At 62.4% G+C, this 16,154-nt stretch carries 18 protein-coding genes and 1 other RNA gene; 10 read left to right on the top strand and 9 right to left on the bottom strand.

Going from position 1 to position 16,154, the window contains the following annotated elements:
- Nucleotides 1-20: 20 nt before the first annotated feature.
- The 4 genes from A11A3_RS03525 to A11A3_RS03515 are packed head-to-tail and all read left to right on the top strand — an operon-like array spanning nt 21 to nt 4,619.
- A complete protein-coding gene (locus tag A11A3_RS03525; protein ID WP_008927889.1) occupies nt 21-1,547 on the top strand; it encodes a cryptochrome/photolyase family protein in 1,527 nt (508 codons plus the stop codon).
- A complete protein-coding gene (locus tag A11A3_RS17415) occupies nt 1,544-1,699 on the top strand; it encodes a DUF2256 domain-containing protein (RefSeq protein ID WP_008927888.1) in 156 nt (51 codons plus the stop codon). Before A11A3_RS03525 ends, A11A3_RS17415 begins: the two co-directional genes overlap by 4 nt.
- The gene (locus tag A11A3_RS03520; protein WP_162136909.1) at nt 1,696-3,117 is read left to right on the top strand and encodes a DASH family cryptochrome; all 1,422 of its coding nucleotides are present in this window, start codon (nt 1,696-1,698) and stop codon (nt 3,115-3,117) included. The genes A11A3_RS17415 and A11A3_RS03520 overlap by 4 nt, the downstream gene beginning before the upstream one ends.
- Complete coding sequence (locus tag A11A3_RS03515; RefSeq protein ID WP_008927886.1) at nt 3,114-4,619, top strand: FAD-binding domain-containing protein; 1,506 nt, start codon at nt 3,114-3,116, stop codon at nt 4,617-4,619. The genes A11A3_RS03520 and A11A3_RS03515 overlap by 4 nt, the downstream gene beginning before the upstream one ends.
- A gap of 43 nt (nt 4,620-4,662) precedes the next feature.
- Here A11A3_RS03515 and A11A3_RS03510 read toward each other — a convergent pair whose 3' ends face one another.
- The 4 genes from A11A3_RS03510 to A11A3_RS17410 all read right to left on the bottom strand — a co-directional run bounded on the left by A11A3_RS03510 (nt 4,663) and on the right by A11A3_RS17410 (nt 7,652).
- Entirely contained in the window at nt 4,663-6,474 is a 1,812-nt protein-coding gene (locus A11A3_RS03510; RefSeq protein WP_008927885.1) for a S8 family serine peptidase, read from the bottom strand.
- 179 nt (nt 6,475-6,653) lie between these two features.
- Nucleotides 6,654-7,010 (bottom strand): roadblock/LC7 domain-containing protein, encoded by a 357-nt coding sequence (locus A11A3_RS03505; protein ID WP_008927884.1) that lies wholly within the window; start codon nt 7,008-7,010, stop codon nt 6,654-6,656.
- 79 nt (nt 7,011-7,089) lie between these two features.
- Nucleotides 7,090-7,431, bottom strand: coding sequence for a hypothetical protein (locus tag A11A3_RS03500; RefSeq protein WP_008927883.1), 342 nt, complete (start codon nt 7,429-7,431; stop codon nt 7,090-7,092).
- Nucleotides 7,428-7,652 carry a helix-turn-helix domain-containing protein gene (locus A11A3_RS17410; RefSeq protein ID WP_040296677.1) on the bottom strand — a complete coding sequence of 75 codons (225 nt, stop codon included), beginning with the start codon at nt 7,650-7,652 and terminating at the stop codon, nt 7,428-7,430. The genes A11A3_RS03500 and A11A3_RS17410 overlap by 4 nt, the downstream gene beginning before the upstream one ends.
- A 189-nt stretch (nt 7,653-7,841) precedes the next feature.
- On the opposite strand from A11A3_RS17410, the gene A11A3_RS03490 reads away from it, so the two are divergent.
- Together A11A3_RS03490 and A11A3_RS03485 are read left to right on the top strand one after the other, a co-directional pair.
- Entirely contained in the window at nt 7,842-8,132 is a 291-nt protein-coding gene (locus A11A3_RS03490) for a hypothetical protein (protein WP_008927882.1), read from the top strand.
- A 44-nt stretch (nt 8,133-8,176) separates the two neighbouring features.
- A complete protein-coding gene (locus A11A3_RS03485; protein WP_008927881.1) occupies nt 8,177-8,950 on the top strand; it encodes an HNH endonuclease in 774 nt (257 codons plus the stop codon).
- Nucleotides 8,951-9,235: 285 nt separating this feature from the next.
- Here the strand turns inward: A11A3_RS03485 and ssrA are convergent.
- Nucleotides 9,236-9,592, bottom strand: a transfer-messenger RNA (tmRNA) gene (ssrA, locus tag A11A3_RS17405).
- Between the two features lie 387 nt (nt 9,593-9,979).
- Here ssrA and A11A3_RS03480 point away from each other — a divergent pair.
- Nucleotides 9,980-10,270 (top strand): hypothetical protein, encoded by a 291-nt coding sequence (locus A11A3_RS03480; protein WP_040296694.1) that lies wholly within the window; start codon nt 9,980-9,982, stop codon nt 10,268-10,270.
- Nucleotides 10,271-10,305: 35 nt separating this feature from the next.
- Here A11A3_RS03480 and smpB read toward each other — a convergent pair whose 3' ends face one another.
- Complete coding sequence (gene smpB, locus A11A3_RS03475) at nt 10,306-10,785, bottom strand: SsrA-binding protein SmpB (RefSeq protein ID WP_008927879.1); 480 nt, start codon at nt 10,783-10,785, stop codon at nt 10,306-10,308.
- Between the two features lie 138 nt (nt 10,786-10,923).
- Between smpB and A11A3_RS03470 the strand changes: the two genes are divergently transcribed.
- Nucleotides 10,924-12,450: a sodium-dependent transporter gene (locus tag A11A3_RS03470; protein ID WP_008927878.1), complete on the top strand. Its 1,527-nt coding sequence runs from the start codon at nt 10,924-10,926 to the stop codon at nt 12,448-12,450.
- Nucleotides 12,443-12,739: an RnfH family protein gene (locus A11A3_RS03465; protein ID WP_008927877.1), complete on the top strand. Its 297-nt coding sequence runs from the start codon at nt 12,443-12,445 to the stop codon at nt 12,737-12,739. The genes A11A3_RS03470 and A11A3_RS03465 overlap by 8 nt, the downstream gene beginning before the upstream one ends.
- A gap of 21 nt (nt 12,740-12,760) precedes the next feature.
- Here the strand turns inward: A11A3_RS03465 and A11A3_RS03460 are convergent, their stop codons facing one another.
- Nucleotides 12,761-13,171, bottom strand: coding sequence for an outer membrane protein assembly factor BamE (locus A11A3_RS03460; protein ID WP_008927876.1), 411 nt, complete (start codon nt 13,169-13,171; stop codon nt 12,761-12,763).
- A 141-nt stretch (nt 13,172-13,312) separates the two neighbouring features.
- On the opposite strand from A11A3_RS03460, the gene fur reads away from it, so the two are divergent.
- Nucleotides 13,313-13,714 carry a ferric iron uptake transcriptional regulator gene (gene fur, locus A11A3_RS03455; protein ID WP_008927875.1) on the top strand — a complete coding sequence of 134 codons (402 nt, stop codon included), beginning with the start codon at nt 13,313-13,315 and terminating at the stop codon, nt 13,712-13,714.
- Nucleotides 13,715-13,830: 116 nt separating this feature from the next.
- Here the strand turns inward: fur and recN are convergent, their stop codons facing one another.
- Both recN and A11A3_RS03445 read right to left on the bottom strand, forming a co-directional pair.
- Nucleotides 13,831-15,498 carry a DNA repair protein RecN gene (gene recN, locus A11A3_RS03450; RefSeq protein WP_008927874.1) on the bottom strand — a complete coding sequence of 556 codons (1,668 nt, stop codon included), beginning with the start codon at nt 15,496-15,498 and terminating at the stop codon, nt 13,831-13,833.
- A 36-nt stretch (nt 15,499-15,534) separates the two neighbouring features.
- Entirely contained in the window at nt 15,535-16,065 is a 531-nt protein-coding gene (locus A11A3_RS03445; RefSeq protein WP_008927873.1) for an RDD family protein, read from the bottom strand.
- Between the last annotated feature and the right edge of the window lie 89 nt (nt 16,066-16,154).

Below are 16,154 nucleotides of genomic sequence, written 5' to 3'. Positions count from 1 at the left end.
GACGCATCTGGAGACTTTTTATGCAACTGGGCCTGATTCTTGGCGATCAGCTGAGCCGGGCACTGCCGACCCTGGCCGAGCTGGATCGGCACCAGGATGTGCTGGTCATGGCCGAGGTGGCGGAAGAGGCCACCTACGTGGGTCACCACAAACAGAAAATCGCCTTCCTGTTCAGCGCCATGCGCCACTTTGCCGCCGAGCTGCGCGATGCCGGCTGGCAGGTGCATTACTACGCCTGGGGCGAGCACCACTGCGACGACCTGGAAGCAGTGCTGGCCGATGCCCTGGGACGCACCGGCGCCGAGGCGGTGGTGGTGACCCAGTGCGGCGAATACCGCCTGCAACAGCGCATTGATCAGCAGTGGTCCAGCCGTCTGGCGTGCCCGGTGCATTGCCTGGAAGACAGCCGTTTTCTCGGGCGCCTGGAGGACTTTGCCCGCTGGGCCAGCGGCAAGAAGCAGTTGCGCATGGAGTTCTTCTACCGGCAGATGCGTCGGCGCACCGGCCTGCTGATGGACGGCGATCAGCCGGTGGGCGGGCAATGGAACTTCGATGCCAGCAACCGCAAGGCCTACAAGGGCGAGGTTCCGTTGCCGCCGCCGCTGACCTTCCAGCACGACGATCTGGATGCCCAGGTACTGGCGCTGGTGGAACGGGCCTTTGCCGATCATATTGGCTCACTAACGGCGTTCCACTGGGGCACCACCCGCAGCCAGGCGCTGGCGGCCCTGGCCCATTTCATCGAGCATCGTCTGCCCTGGTTCGGTGATTATCAGGATGCCATGGTCACCGGCGAAGACGGCCTTTTTCACAGCCTGCTGTCGCCCTACCTGAATGCCGGCCTGCTGGACCCCTGGGAGGTTTGCCGGGCCGCTGAGCAGGCCTGGTATGACGGCGCCGCGCCGCTCAATGCGGTGGAAGGGTTCATCCGCCAGATCCTCGGCTGGCGCGAATACGTGCGCGGTATCTACTGGCTGCTGATGCCCGACTATGCCGCTGAAAACCGTCTTGGCAATCAGCGCGCGTTGCCGGGCTACTACTGGAGCGGTGATACCGGCATGCACTGCATGCGCGAGAGCCTGCGCAATACCCTGGAGCATGCCTATGCCCACCACATCCAGCGGCTGATGGTGACCGGTAATTTCGCCCTGTTGCTGGGGGTGCTGCCCGAGGCCATCTGCCGCTGGTACCTGGAGGTTTATGCCGACGCCTACGAGTGGGTGGAATTGCCCAACACCCTCGGCATGGTCATGCATGCCGATGGCGGTTATCTGGGCAGCAAGCCCTATGCGGCATCCGGCAGTTATATCCAGCGCATGTCCGATTACTGCAAGCACTGCCGTTACAACGTCAAAACCGCCAGCGAGGAAGACAGCTGCCCGTTCAACAGTCTCTACTGGCACTTCATTCATCGCCACCGCCGGCAGTTTGCCGGCAACCACCGCATGCGCATGATCTACCGCAACCTGGACCGCATGGACCCGGCCAGGGTGGAGGCCATTCTGGCCCGGGCCGAGTCGCTGCTGGCGGACCCGGAGGTTCTGTGAGTCGTGGCGGCAAGGGCAACAAGGCCAACCTGCCGACCAAGACCTGCCCGGTATGCGGGCGGCCGTTCAGCTGGCGCCGCAAGTGGGCCCGGGACTGGCCGCAGGTGATTTACTGCAGCGAGCGTTGCCGGCGGGCAAGGGGGCGGGTGTGATTACCGTGATCTGGTTTCGCCAGGACCTGCGCGTCCAGGACCAGCCCCTGCTGCGTCGGGCGGCGGCGCTGGGGGCGCCGGTGCTGACGCTCTATGTGTTGCCCGAGCGCTGGCTGGCCGCCGGCGAGGAAGGATTCGACCGGCTGGGCCCGGCCAAGTCCTGTTTTCTGCTGGAGAGCGTGCAGGCCCTGGCCGACGGGTTAAACGCGCTGGGGCTGACGCTGGTCACTGCCTGCGGGGGGCCGGCCAGCCTGCTGGCACACTGGCAGGCACAGGCGCCGTTGCAGGTGGTCACCGCCGAGGCAGACGCCCCGGAAGAGCAGGCGGGCCTTGCCGCGCTGCGCCGGGCCGGTATCCCGGTGCATGAAGTGGCGAGTCGCACCTTGCTGTGCGGCGATACCCGGCCGGGAGCCTCATCGCTTTGCGGCAGCTTCAGCCGTTTTCGTCGGCGGGTGGAGGCCGATGGCGGCCCCCCGGTCGCCCAGCCGGAGGGCCCGCCGCCGGCGCTCGCTGCCGCCGCGCCCCTGCCATTGCCCGCGGGCACGGAGTCCGCGCTGGCGCCCCTGCAACAGCGCTGCCGTCACTGGTTGCGCAACCACCGTGATTATTTTTCTTTGCCCGGTGGTGAGCCGGTGGCCCGGCGCTGGCTGGAACAGTATCTGTTTAGCGACCGCCATATCGCCCACTACAATGCCACCCGCAACCAGCTTATCGGTAGCGGTTTTTCCAGCCGCTTGAGTGCGGCGCTGGCCTGGGGCTGTCTGTCGGTGCGCCGGGTCTGGCATGCCATTCTCGAGTACGAGCGGCGCCACGGCGCCAGTGAGCACAGTTACTGGCTACGTTTTGAATTGCTGTGGCGGGAGTTCTTTCACTGGTCCCTGCGCGAGCATGGCACGGCGGTGTTCCGCTATCAGGGGCTGAGTCCTTCACCGGATTTTCCGCCGCTGGAGGAGGCATGCCACCAGGGGTACTGGCAACGCTGGTGTCAGGCGCGCACCGGGCTGCCATTTATCGATGCCAACCTTCGGGAGCTGATGGCCACCGGTTATCTGTCCAACCGGGGCCGGCAGAACCTGGCCAGCTTTTTTGTCCATGACATGGGGCTCGACTGGCGACGCGGGGCTCGCTGGTTTGAACATCATCTGGTGGATCACGACGTGGCCTCCAACTGGGGCAACTGGGCCTACATCGCCGGCAAGGGCCACGATGCCCGCGGCGGGCGCCGCTTCAGCCCCACCCGGCAATGGTGGCGCCATGATCCGCATGCCGCCCACCTGCATCACTGGTTGCCGCCCCTGCGCAGACTGACACCGGAGCAATGCCTGGCGCTGCATTTCAGCGCCGGCCAGCCGGACCCGCTGGCCGACTATCCGGCGGCCATGCTGGCGTTGCCCGCGGCGGACCGGGTAACGCCATGACCGCCCAGGTGGTCTGGTTCAAGCGTGACCTGCGCATCGGTGACCACCTTCCCCTGTGGGAGGCCTGCCGGGCCGGGCCGGTGTTGCCTCTCTATATCATCGAGCCGCAATACTGGCACCAGCCGGACAGCAGTGCCCGGCAATGGCAATTCATTGCCGAAAGTCTGCGTGACCTGCGCCGCCAGCTGGCGGCCATCGGCCTGCCGCTTTGGGTGGTGGAGGGCGAGACGCTGACCGTGCTGGATGGTCTGCACAGCCGCTTCGGCGCGTTTGCCCTGCATAGCCATGAGGAATACGGCGGTCACTGGACCTATGCCCGGGATCGTCAGGTGAAGGCCTGGTGCGAGTCCCGGCGTGTGACGTGGCGTGAGCATGCCCCCTTTGGCGTCATGCGCCCCTGCCTTGACCGGGATCACTGGGCGGCCCACTGGCAGGCTTTCATGGATGCACCGTTAACGCCGCCGCCTGGCCCGGCAGCACCGCTGGCGCCAGCCCCGGACTGGCCGGACCTGACCCGCCCGCGGGGGGCGGACCAGAACCCCTGTCCCGGCCGTCAGCGCGGTGGCACTGATAACGGCGAACGGGTCTGGCAGAGTTTTCTCAACCAGCGTGCCCGGGGGTATCGTGGCGGTATCAGTGCCCCACAGCGGGCCCAGTATGCCGGCTCGCGGCTGAGCCCCTACCTGGCCTGGGGCTGCCTGAGCCTGCGCCAGGTGGTGCAGCAGCTGTGGGCGCGGCAGGAGAGCGAGCCCCGGGGTCCACTGGCCGCCGGGCTGGACGCGTTCGAGTCCCGTCTGTGGTGGCATTGCCACTTTATCCAGAAGCTGGAAGACCAGGTGGACATGGAGCATCAGAGCCTGCACCCGGGGTTGCGTCAGCTGCGTGAGGACCCGGGCAATCCAGCCTGGCTGGCGGCCTGGAAAGCCGGGCAGACCGGCTGGCCGCTGGTGGATGCGGCCATGCGCTACCTGCATCACCATGGCTGGATCAACTTCCGCATGCGCGCCATGCTGGTCTCCACCGCCTGCTACCCCCTCTGGCTGCACTGGCGTGAACCGGCACTGCATCTGGCGCGCCTGTTTGTGGACTATGAGCCGGGCATTCATTACCCGCAGATCCAGATGCAGGCCGGTGTCACCGGCATCAATGCCCTGCGCATGTACAACCCCACGCTGCAGGCCCGCAAGCTCGATCCGCAAGGGCGCTTTATCCGTCGCTGGGTGCCAGAGCTGGCGGCAGTCTCCAGTGCCTGGATTCATCAGCCCTGGTTGATGGGCGCCCGGCAGCAGCGGGATAGCGGTGTGCTGATTGGCAGCGATTACCCGGCGCCGCTGGTCAACTTCGACGAGGCGGCGCGTGCCGCCCGCCGTGCGTTGTCCGAGGCCCGCCAGGCCGCCGGATTCCGCGAGCAAAGTCGCGCGGTCAATCGCAAGCACGGCAGCCGTCGCAAATCGCGCCGCAACGCCGGGTCAGCCAGCGACAGCCAGCTTTCCCTGTTCTGAATGGCAAAGAAGGGCGCCACCGGCAGGTGGCGCCCGGGCAGGGTCAGGGGTTGGTCAGCAGGGTAAAGGCGCCGGAGCCGCTCTGCGCCGTCACCTGCCAGCGGTAGAGGCCACCGGCGACGCTGGTATGCAGTTCCGTGGTGCCGTTCTGGCCGCTGGCACTGGCCACCGTGGACCAGCTGCAGAAGAACAGGAAACAGCTTTGCGTTTGCAGGCTCAGGCTGAAGCTGCTCCCCGCCGGGCTACTGAGCCAGGCGTCCAGGCTACCGCCGCCAAAGTTGAAGCCGTTGGCCGGTACCGTGGTGGAGCCGCCGGCATTCAACTGGCCCTGGTAGCGGGAGCAGTCGCTGCAGGTGGAGGTCTGCGTCTGCGGGTGCACATCATGCTGCACGCTGCCGGTCTGGTTGGCGGTGTCGGTGACCGTCAGGGTCACGGTGAAATCGCCGCCGCTGCCGTAGTCGTGGCTAATCTGCTCACCATCGGCGCTCTGGCCGTCGCCCAGATCCCAGTGCCAGCTCGCCACACCCTTGTCATCGCTGGAGCCGCTGGCATCCAGGGTGCAGACGGTGCCCTGGCAGTCGCTGCTGAAGGCGGCGGTGGGCACACGGTCCACAGTGGAGCCGCTGTCCTGGGTAACCTGCAACAGGCGGTTGGGGGACTGGCTGCCCGCATTGGCGATCCTGCCGGTGGCGCTGCCAGCGACCAGGGCATTGTCCACCTGCTCGGGCGTGGCACTGGGGTGGGCACTCAGGTAGAGCGCCGCCGCCCCGGCGGCGTGGGGCGAGGCCATGGAGGTGCCGTTGAGGCGGGCGGTCTGGGTGTCTGACTGATACCAGGCGGAGGTAATGTCGCTGCCCGGGGCAAACAGATCCACACAGGCGCCGTAGTTGGAAAACGAGGAGCGCTGATCGTCACGGGTGGTGGCGCCCACGGTCAGGGCTTCAGCCACCCGGTTGGGGGAACCGTTACAGGCATCCACATTGTCGTTGCCTGCGGCCACCACCATGGTCACCCCGGAGGCCACCACATTGCGCACCGCATCATCCAGGGCGGTGGAGTTGCCGCCGCCCAGGGACATGTTGGCCACCGCCGGGTTGTGATGGTTGGCTGCCAGCCAGTCGAGACCGGCAATCACCGTGGAATTGCTGCCGCTGCCGTTACAGTCCAGTACCCGTACCGGGGCGATGCTGGCCTGTTTGGCGACACCCCAGGTGCTGCCGGCGGCGGTGCCGGCCACATGGGTGCCGTGGCCATTGCAGTCACTGATGTTGGTCGGGTCGACACTGCCACCACCAAACAGGAAGTTGCCACCGCTGCTGACAAAGTTGCGGCCCGTGACTACCCGGCCGGTGAACTCCGTATGGGTGGCGCGGATGCCGGTGTCCACCACGTAAATGGTCACGCCGGCCCCGGCACTGTTGGGGTAGTGGTAGCTGCCGTCCAGTGGCAGGGCGGGCTGATCCACCCGGTCCAGCCCCCAGGTGGCATTGTTCTGTACCTCGCTGGCACTGACGGTGCGATCCGGCTCGATCGCCAGCACCCCGGGCAGTACCTTCAGCAGCGAAGCCTGCAAGCTGGTGAGCTTCACCGTCATGCCCGTCAGGGCATGCTCATAGGTATAGATCACATCCGCCCCGCCGACCCCGGACAGTAGAGTGCGGATCGCCGTGGTCAGGTCCGTCACGCCCAGCTGGCTGACAATATTGGGGGCCAGGGTAACGATGTACTGATCGGGGATGATATTGCCGGCGGCGGGGGCGGTCTGCGTGGCTTGCTCGCTCGCCTGGGCCTGGGTGAAAAGGCTGCCGCCCAGCAGGGCGGCCAGCAGCGTGGTTGTTATCGTGAGTCTTGTCATGCGTCCCTCCAGAAAGTTATCCGGAAAACTAGATGGAGGGTCTGTGTCTATCCACGGAGCCAGTGTGTTTTTTTGTTGCCGTGGACCCGGTTCAATCCCTTGAAGGCCGCGTATTTCAAGGCGTTGCGGCAAAATGAGAACTGCTTGTCAATAATGCGTGAGCGGCCAGCGGTGCAGGGCTAATCCCGGCTGTTCAGTTGCGACAGTGTCTTCCAGACTCGCATCTGCATCTGCTGGGAATTGATTGATGGCCGTGCCAGGCAGGCAAACACCATGTCCTTTACCGGCCAGATGCAGATGCACCCTTCCCGGCAGCGGATGAACAGCTCCTCACTGTGCCCCAGCGACAGCCCTTCCAGCACCCGGTCGCAGGCCCGCTTCATCTCAAAGAACAATGTGCTCTGCTCGTCGTAATCGAGCCCTTCGCCCACGTGCACAATGGGCAGACCATCATTGCTGATCAGCATCACCAGCAGAATCTCGTCGGAGCTGGCGTAGAGAGCTTCAAGGGGAGGCATGAGGGCGGCGAGCTTCATTGTTGTTGTCCGTCCGTGAGGGTTTATTCAGCTTAGGGATGTACCTGCCAACGGGCAACGGCCAGCAGATAAGCGTTGCTTATAGCCAACTGCGCAGTGCCTTGATTGATTGCCTGCAAACAATGGCATGGATGCAGTCCAGCGCAGGCAGTTCGCCATACTGCTCACGGAAACGGTTGAGCCAGTTATCCGCTTCGTCGCAGAGACGGGTTGCCTGTGACTCAATGGTGCGTTTTACCAGCCGGGGGGACACGCCAAGTTGATGCGAAAACTCGTCCCAATGGTTGCGATGCAGATTTTGCGGATCGTCCTTGCTGCCAACCGCATCGCCGTCGCAGACAAACGCCATCTGCCGCGCACCATTCACAATCAGCCGGCCAACCCGCTGTTGCTGATACCACACCACAAGCGTCTGACTCATGAGGCGTGCCCTCTTCGTGGTCGGGCAGTCAGGTCAACCCCCACCAGTCGTGCCAGTTCCAGCGCCAACCCCAGCTGGGCACTTTTCTTGCCTCGTTCCAGCTCGGAAACAAAGCGAGTGCCCACTCCGGCAATGGCGGCAAGCTCAGCCTGCGTCAGCCCCCGGGCTTTTCGTGCAAGGCGAACTTGCTGACCGAAATCCGTCGTAGAGCGTACAAGAATACTGTCAGAGTTCCTGTTTCATAGGGGGGGGTTGTTCCCGATCGGGATTCTTGGATGCTGCGGAACTACTGTCCTGCAGGTTGGCTTTGCGCAGTCTTCCAGGTTTTTCCTCCTGCCCACGGTCCAGGCAATTTGCCCGATTGTGGGGCGGTTTGTGGTTGGTTAGAAGTGAGGGGGGAGGGCTGTGCAATGATTTTTGAGGTGAACTATCTCTATCGAGATGCGAGTAATTACAAACAATGCGAATCCGTTGTCGTCGATGTGGCCGACGCTAGGAGTGTAGAGGAGGTTGAGGCAATGATTCTCGAGCGCTTCGCAGACCTACAGGTTTGGCCAGATGTGGTGCATTTTAGGCCAGAAGATCTTGGCTGGCCGACTGCTTACTTTGAGGATCATGATGAGCATGGAGATGATTTGGGCTTGCATGAGTTAGAAGCGATTGCGGAAACGGTAAAGCCGGTGACAGCCGCCCTTCCTTGAAATAGGGTTTGCTACAGTGGGTACAGAATTGAAAAGGGTAAGTAATGGCGGGTAAGCAGTGGACGGAAGACGAGCTAATGACGGTGCTGGGAGTGTATTGCCGGCTCACTTTTGGCCAGCTAAGTCAGACAAATTGTCTCATCAAAGATGTGGCTGAGCGCCTGGATAGAACACCAAGCTCTGTTGCGATGAAATTAACGAACATTGCCAGTCTTGATCCTGCCATCACCAGCACGGGGAGAAAAGGGCTGCCTGGTGCTTCAGCTCTGGATAGAAAAGTATGGGGTGACTTCTCGGCCAATACGGAAACGTGGATGCCGATTATCGAACAGCGTTTGGAGCTGCTCTTGGGAGATCAGAGCGCCGATGAAATTGAGGACCCCACCGCCTCGTTGTCTGTCGATTATTCCGGTAATGATGTCTTGGCGGTGACAAAACGTAGAAAAGGGCAGAGCCTCTTCCGAGACGCGGTGTTCACCGCATATCAATCCCGCTGCTGTATTACTGATATCGGGGATTCCAGGCTGCTAATCGCTAGTCATATTAAGCCGTGGCGGGAAGATAAAGAGAACAGGCTGAATCCAAGGAATGGTCTTTGCCTCAGCGCACTAGCAGATAGGGCATTTGATCAGGGGATGATCAGCCTGACTGATCATTGTGAAGTGATGGTGTCGTCGGCTATGAAAGAGCAGTCAGACAACAAGCACATACAGGAAATGTTCTGTGCGAATGAGGGGCGGATGATCAGAATGCCTGAGAAGTTTCTTCCCGATGCGGTTTTTTTAGCGTGGCATCGAGAAAACTTGTTTCTGGGGTAGATCGTGTTTCTGCGGAGATAGGGTCTGGTCCTGCTTCGTGCGTCAATGATAACGAAGGCTTCAGGCCTTCGGCCTGGCTTTTTATCTGGGCCGGCGGGAAGGTGGCTAACGGCGTTTGGCCGTTAGCCATCCCGGGCGGGGCCCGGGACCGTCATCGGGGATGACGTCCTGCGGCCTTTGCTGTGAGCAAAGGCCTGGTCGAACCCGGACTTGGGGTCTCATCCGGCCAGCACAACCGACAAACAAAAAGGGGTACCCCTCGCGGGGTACCCCTTTTTGTTTGTTTGGTGGAGCCGGCGGGAATCGAACCCGCGTCCGTCAGCAATCCATCTGCAGATCTACATGCTTAGCCATGTTTATTGATTTAAGCCTTCACAGCCCAACTGGCAGGACGTGAAAGCCGAGCCCCTGAGAGTTTTAACAGCGCCGTCCGGGGCGGACTTTGCTGCGAGCCTGTGTAGCGATGCTCGCCGCTCTTCCCCACAGGCTGGGTCGATTGGCGATAAGCAGGGTTTAAGCTGCTAGTGCGTAAGAATCGTCGTTTGCGATTACTTTAGTTTGCCACAAATGTTTTACGAGACTCGTGACCTTCTCGACATGCACCACAGAATTCAATACCGGCGTCGAATCCAGGTCGGCCCCTGTGAACGCCTATTGTAGGGTAATGGGGGCGGGTAAGTCGATGGGCAAGGGCTGTTGATTGCATTTGGCGAAAAGCTGTGCGCTATGTAACAAAAGGTAAAAGCTGTTACATGAATCAACTTCTATTGTCTGACAATCGGACTCTGAACCCTTGGTTTGTCATAAAGCCGGTCCAATATAGGGGCTGTCACCGGAGGGGGTTTCTCAATGAGAGCGCTCACCGGTGAGGTTGGGCAGCAGGTGCGCTGGATGGCCAAAAGCGATTCCGCGCAACTTTGGATGTCGCCCATGTTGTGTATCACACAATGGCTTTACAGCGAGCCCACAAGAGATTCATGAGAGGCCGCTGATCAAAGAGCATTGTCGTTCATTGAGGAGATTGACGTGATGAACACGATCTTTCGGTCAGCAGGGCAAGTTTCCGCAAAGGCGCTGTCGCCTTTGAAGAGCCGGCCACTGCTCTACAGAGCGTTGCAGTTGCTGTTCGCCGTGGCTGCCTATGCCGCCGGTATTTACCTGGTGGATGTGGCGACCCCGGAGGCTCGACTGCCTGTGGTGTTGTTTGCGGTGTATTTCCTGCCCGCGGTTCTGCGTAGCTGGTTGCAGTTTTACTGGCAGCTGCGTCGGGACAGCCGTGGCATGCTAACCGACCGCAAGAAAGCACTTAACGGCCAGTGACAGTGTCTTGATGGGGTGGGGCGACCCGGTTCGGGTCAGCCCTGCCGCATGAGACGCTGTTTCTGGCGATTCCAGTCGCGCTCCTTCTCGGTGGCGCGCTTGTCGTATTTCTGTTTCCCCTTGGCCAGGGCGATATCGCACTTGGCGAACCCTTTCTTCCAGTACAGGCTCACCGGCACACAGGTATAGCCTTCCTTCTGAACACCCCCGAAAATTCTGCCCAGCTCGCGGCGGTGCAGCAGCAGCTTGCGTGTGCGCACCGGGTCCGGGTTGACGTGGGTGCTGGCGGTGTTGAGGGGCTCGAAGCGGGCGCCGAACAGGAAGGCTTCGCCGTCCTTGAGCATGATGTAGGCTTCGGAGAGATGGCCCTTGCCGGCACGCAGTGACTTCACCTCCCAGCCTTCCAGTACCAGGCCGGCTTCGAAGTGTTCTTCCAGGTGATAGTCATGGCGGGCCTTGCGGTTTTGCGCAATGGTGGCCGACGGTGTCTTGGCTTTTTTGTTGGCTTTTCCCATAGGGCGGCGATTATAGAGCAAGGGTCGGCGCGCTGGATAGCGCTTTTCCGGGAGGTAAGTGGGTGCTCGCCTACGGTAACTTGAGCCCCTGCGCCAAAAAAAAGACAATACCGCCACTTCGCCGAGGGTATTCGTTTTATGAAGCAAGAGTTCAAGCCCGTCCACGGGATGTGGGCCAGTCGTTGGGTGTTTATTCTGGCCGCCACCGGGTCCGCCGTGGGGTTGGGCAATATCTGGAAGTTTCCCTATATCACCGGCGAGTACGGTGGCGGGGCCTTTGTGCTGCTGTATCTGGTGTGTATTGCCGTGGTCGGCATTCCCATCATGGTGGCCGAGGTCATGCTGGGCCGCAAAGGCGGCCTGAGCCCGATCCATTCCATGCAGCGGGTGGCGCAGCAGAGCAAGGTGACCAAACGCTGGGGCGTGATCGGTTACCTGGGGGCGCTGTCGGGCTTCCTGTTGCTGTCGTTCTATACCGTGATTGCCGGCTGGTCGCTGTATTACGTCTGGGAAGGCGCCAGCGGCGTGTTCCAGGGCGCCAGCGCCGAGCAGGTGCAGGCGGTGTTTGCCGATCTCAAGGCCAGCCCCTGGATGATGTTGTTGTGCCATACGCTGTTCATGGCCATGACCATGGGCGTGGTGGCGCGCGGCGTGAACCGTGGCCTGGAAAAGGCGGTGGAAATCCTCATGCCGGTGCTGTTCGTGCTGCTGATCGTGCTGGTGGGCTATGCGGCCACCACCAGCGGCTTTGCCGACGGCATGCGGTTCCTGTTCGCGTTCGATTTCTCCAAGCTCAGCGGCGAAGCCGTGGTGGTGGCCCTGGGGCATTCCTTTTTCACCCTGAGTCTGGGCCTGGGCGCGATCATGGCCTACGGCGCCTACATGCCGCACCAGATCAAGGGCAGCAAGACCGGCAAGGCCAAGCCCGTGTCCATTGGCTCCACGGTGCTGGTGATCGCGGTGATCGATACGTTGGTGGCACTGGCGGCGGGCATGGCGATTTTCCCGCTGGTGTTCAGTAATGGCCTGGAGCCGTCCGCCGGCCCGGGGCTGATGTTCGAGTCGCTGCCGCTGGCCTTCGGTCAGCTGCCGGGCGGCGCGCTGTTCTCCTGCCTGTTCTTCATCCTGGTGGCCTGTGCCGCCTGGAGCTCGTCCATTTCGCTGGGGGAGCCGCTGGTGGCCTGGCTGGTGGAGCGCGGCTGGAAGCGCTGGCGGGCGTCGCTGCTGATTGGCGCGCTGGCCTGGGTGCTGGGTATCGGCACGGTGCTGTCGTTCAATATCTGGAAGGATGACACCTTCCTGATGGGCACCTTCTTCGACAATATCGAGTTCATTTCCACCAATATCATGCTGCCGCTGGGCGGTCTGCTGATTGCCGTCTTTGCCGGCTGGATCATGAAGGAAACCCAGGCCCGCAAGGAGCTGGCCATGAAGAACTTCAAGGTCTACATGCTGTGGCGGGCGGTGGTGCGCATCTTCTCGCCGGCGGCGGTGATCTTCCTGTTCGGCTGGTCCATGTGGAGCACGTTCGGGCCTGAAGACGAGCCCGCCAGCAAGGCGCCGCCGGCGCCGGTGGAGCAGCCACAAGAGGCCGCGCCGTCGGCCACGGTTCCGGGCGATCAGGCCCGGGTGCCGGTGGCGGATGAGGGCGCCGCCCATGAGTGAGGCGCGCATCCATGTGGAGGTGACCTATGCGCTGCCGGATAAGCAGCGCCTGATCGGCCTGGATGTGCCGGAGGGCACCACCATGCTGGAAGCCGCCCGGCTGTCCGGTATCGAGGCGCAGTTCGCTGACCTGGAGCTGGACAAGAGCAGTATGGGGATTTTCGGCAAGGTGGAGGCCAACCCGGCCGCGCGGGTTCTCAAGGCCGGTGAGCGGGTGGAAATCTATCGCCCGCTCAAGGCGGACCCCAAGCTCAATCGCAAAAAACGGGCCGAAAAGGCCCGTTCCTGAAAGATTGTTCGCAGCGGTTGATCAGCCTGCGGCGTCGTCCTTGCGTTCGCGGGCTTTCTCCTGCAATTCCAGGTCCTTGCGACCGGAGGTCTTGCTGCGGAAGTCGTCGATCACCTGGCCTTCGTAGTGGTCATAGGTGCCATTGTTGAAGTAGACAAGGATGTTCTGGTGCACCTTGTCGCCCTGGCCGGGGCGGTAGGTCATCAGGTAGAACCACATGTCCGGGGTGAAGGGGTCGACCAGCGTGGGCGGGCCCATCACGAAGCGCACCTGGTCCGGGGTCATGCCCGGCTTGAGTTCCTTGAGCATGTCTTCGGTAACAAAGTTGCCCTGGGGAATGTCGATGCGATAGACGCCGGGAAAGTGCAGGGAGCTGCAGCCGGCGGTGGCTATCAGGGCAATCAGGGCGATGGGAAACAGTAACCTTGGCATGGGCTTTCGACTTCGCATAATGTTCGGGCGATAATACAGACTTGCAGTCGCGGTACAAGTTTCCCGCGGATATCAAGAAAACCACGCTATTGGTCAGGTTTTCCCAATAATAGCCACGCAATGGCAGATGGAGCATACGCATTGGATAATCAGGATCTCAGAAAAGCGGGCCTCAAGGTCACCCTGCCGCGGGTCAAGATTCTGCAGCAGCTGGAGTCTTCCGAGGAGCGCCACCACAGCGCCGAGGATATCTACAAGGCCCTGATGGAAGCCGGTGAAGATGTGGGGCTGGCCACGGTTTACCGGGTGCTGACCCAGTTCGAGCAGGCCGGCATGGTGCTGCGCCACAACTTCGAGGGCGGCTCGGCGGTGTTCGAGCTGGCCGACGAGGAGCACCACGACCATATGGTGTGCATGGAGAGCGGCGAGGTGATCGAGTTCATGGACGAGGTCATCGAGAAACGCCAGCACGCCATTGCCGAGGAGCACGGCTACGAAATCGTCGACCACTCCCTGGTGCTCTACGTCAAACCCAAGAAGTAACCCTCAGGGGCACCACAGGCTCCACGCGCTGCCGTTTGGGCGTGTGGCCTGGCCCTGCCGGTGACAGCCAGCCCGCTGGCGATAGCCGCCCAACGTCATTAACGCGTCGCTGTCTTTCAGGCCACCTGTGCCTTGCTGAGCATTTCGCGGGCATGGTTGCGGGTGGAATCGGTGATTTCCACGCCGCCCAGCATGCGGGCCAGTTCCTCCACCCGGGCGTTTTCGTCCAGGCCGTGAATGCGGGTATGGGTGGTGTCGTCGCCCTGAATCTTGTGCACCTGCCAGTGCTGGTGCCCCTGGCTGGCCACCTGCGGCTGGTGGGTGATGCACAGTACCTGGGCATGGTCGCCCAGTTCCCTCAGCAGGCGGCCGACGATTTCCGCCACGCCGCCGCCCACGCCCACGTCCACTTCGTCGAATACCAGGCTCGGTACCGTCAGGTTGCGGGCGCAGATCACCTGGATGGCCAGGCTTACCCGTGACAGCTCACCGCCGGAGGCGACCTTGCCCAGTGGCTTGAGGGGCTGGCCCGGGTTGGCGGAGAACAGGAATTCCACCTCTTCCAGGCCGTCGGCGCCGGGGGCGCATTCATCCAGACGGGTTTCCAGCTGGGCCGCTTTCATGCCCAGGGCGGTGAGTTGTTTCTGTACCTGCTGGGTGAGGCTCTGGGCGGCGCTGCGGCGGGCCTTGCTCAGCTGGCGGGCGCTGTCCTGGTATTGCTGTTCGGCGGCACTTTCCTGCTCGGCCAGGGCCTGCAGGTGGGCGTCCATGTTGCTCAGGGTGTCCGCCTCCTGGCTCAGGCTCTGATGGTGTTCCACCAGCTCTTCCGGGCGGATGCGGTATTTGCGGGCCAGGGTGTAGCTCTGGCTGAGGCGTTCTTCCACCTGGCTGAGCCGTTCCGGGTCCAGGTCCAGTTTTTCCAGATAATGGCGCAGGTCGTCGGCGGCGGCCTCTACCTGCAGGCGGGCGGACTCCACGGTGTCGGCGATGGTGGCCAGCCCCTCGTCCTGGTTGCGGGCGTCATCCAGCCAGTGGCTGACCTGGCTGAGGTGGTCGTTGCAGGTGCCGTCGTCGCCTTCGTACAGGGCATTGAGTGATTGCTGGCAGACGCGGATCAGGCTTTCCGCGTTGCCCAGCCGCTGCTGCTCCTGTTCCAGTTTTTCCAGCTCGCCGTCCTGCAGGGCCAGGGCGTCCAGCTCCTCCAGCTGGAAACGCAGCAGCTCTTCGCGTTCGGTCTGCTCACGGGCCTGGTTGAGGGCGTCATCGTGGGCGCGACGGGCTTTCTGCCAGCCGCGCCAGTGCTCGCGAACGGTCTGGGCCAGCTCGCGGGCCTCGGCAAAGTTGTCCAGCAGTTGCCGGTGGGCGTCTTTCTTGAGCAGGGCCTGGTGTTCGTGTTGGCTGTGGATGCTGATCAGCCGCTCGCCCAGTTCGCGCACCTCCGCCAGCGGTGTGGGGGTGCCGTTAACATAGGCCCGGGAGCGGCCGTCCGCGCGTACCGTGCGGCGCAGCAGGCACTGGTTGTCATCATCCAGCTCCCGCTCGGCCAGCCACTGGCGGGCCGCCGGGTTGGCGCCCACGTCAAAGGTGGCCAGCACCTCGGCCCGGTCCTGACCATGGCGGACCAGGTCGGAATCCGCCCGGTCGCCCAGGGTCAGGCCCAGGGCGTCGATGATCACGGATTTGCCCGCGCCGGTTTCGCCGCTGATCACGGTCAGGCCGTTTTCCGGCTCCAGCTCCAGCTGATCAACGGTGGCAAAATGTCGAACACTCAGGTGTGTCAGCATGATATTCCTCCGGAACGGGCAAGGTCAGGTCTCGGGTCAGGCTTGTGCAGTGGTCTGGATGACCCGGGTGCCGGCGGCCAGGTCGTGCAGGCAGCGCCGGTCCGGGCGGAAAATCATCAGGGCATCCACCAGCATCACCAGGTTGATCAGTGGGATCTGGGCCAGAAAGTGAAACAGCAGGTAGCGCAGTCCGTAAATGCGGCCCAGCGGTACCTCCGGTTGTTGAGTGCCGACAATGCGCATGTTGAGCAGCCATTTGCCGATGGTCTGCTGGCGGTTGATCAGCAGCCAGCCCTGCAGTACCAGAAACAGTACTTCGCCAATTACAAACCAGATCGCGGTGGTGCCCAGGTTCAGCTGGCCGTTGTTGTTCATCATGCTCTGCCAGGCGCCACTGAAATACATGGCCGGAAACAGGATGATGCCCTGGATCAGGCTATCGATGATGGCGCCGAAAAAGCGGTGCCAGCGGCTGGCAAGCGCGGGGCCATCGTCTACCACTGCCGGGGCCTTGTCGTCGCCGGGCGCCTGGTAGGGGTTGGGGCTGTGATTCGGGGTTTGCGTCATGGTTACATCCCTGTCATAAAGACTGTTCTTATGGTCAGTATTTCGGGATGGTAGGCGATTCCGGGCGCCAAGGGAACACCCGGCCGCTA

The organism is Alcanivorax hongdengensis A-11-3 (assembly GCF_000300995.1).
In the GTDB taxonomy this organism is placed as follows: Bacteria; Pseudomonadota; Gammaproteobacteria; order Pseudomonadales; family Alcanivoracaceae; genus Alcanivorax; species Alcanivorax hongdengensis.
This window is presented reverse-complemented; position numbering and strand designations above follow the sequence as displayed.

What these genes read in the sequence shown, in the direction of transcription:
- A11A3_RS03445 (WP_008927873.1), bottom strand. Translation starts at nt 16,065, where the DNA reads ATGACGCAAACCCCGAATCACAGCCCCAACCCCTACCAGGCGCCCGGC.
- recN (WP_008927874.1), bottom strand. Translation starts at nt 15,498, where the DNA reads ATGCTGACACACCTGAGTGTTCGACATTTTGCCACCGTTGATCAGCTG.
- A11A3_RS03500 (WP_008927883.1), bottom strand. Translation starts at nt 7,431, where the DNA reads ATGAGTCAGACGCTTGTGGTGTGGTATCAGCAACAGCGGGTTGGCCGG.
- A11A3_RS03525 (WP_008927889.1), top strand. Translation starts at nt 21, where the DNA reads ATGCAACTGGGCCTGATTCTTGGCGATCAGCTGAGCCGGGCACTGCCG.
- A11A3_RS03465 (WP_008927877.1), top strand. Translation starts at nt 12,443, where the DNA reads ATGAGTGAGGCGCGCATCCATGTGGAGGTGACCTATGCGCTGCCGGAT.
- A11A3_RS03505 (WP_008927884.1), bottom strand. Translation starts at nt 7,010, where the DNA reads ATGAAGCTCGCCGCCCTCATGCCTCCCCTTGAAGCTCTCTACGCCAGC.
- A11A3_RS03470 (WP_008927878.1), top strand. Translation starts at nt 10,924, where the DNA reads ATGAAGCAAGAGTTCAAGCCCGTCCACGGGATGTGGGCCAGTCGTTGG.
- A11A3_RS03510 (WP_008927885.1), bottom strand. Translation starts at nt 6,474, where the DNA reads ATGACAAGACTCACGATAACAACCACGCTGCTGGCCGCCCTGCTGGGC.
- A11A3_RS03515 (WP_008927886.1), top strand. Translation starts at nt 3,114, where the DNA reads ATGACCGCCCAGGTGGTCTGGTTCAAGCGTGACCTGCGCATCGGTGAC.
- A11A3_RS03485 (WP_008927881.1), top strand. Translation starts at nt 8,177, where the DNA reads ATGGCGGGTAAGCAGTGGACGGAAGACGAGCTAATGACGGTGCTGGGA.
- A11A3_RS03480 (WP_040296694.1), top strand. Translation starts at nt 9,980, where the DNA reads ATGAACACGATCTTTCGGTCAGCAGGGCAAGTTTCCGCAAAGGCGCTG.
- smpB (WP_008927879.1), bottom strand. Translation starts at nt 10,785, where the DNA reads ATGGGAAAAGCCAACAAAAAAGCCAAGACACCGTCGGCCACCATTGCG.
- A11A3_RS03490 (WP_008927882.1), top strand. Translation starts at nt 7,842, where the DNA reads ATGATTTTTGAGGTGAACTATCTCTATCGAGATGCGAGTAATTACAAA.
- A11A3_RS03460 (WP_008927876.1), bottom strand. Translation starts at nt 13,171, where the DNA reads ATGCCAAGGTTACTGTTTCCCATCGCCCTGATTGCCCTGATAGCCACC.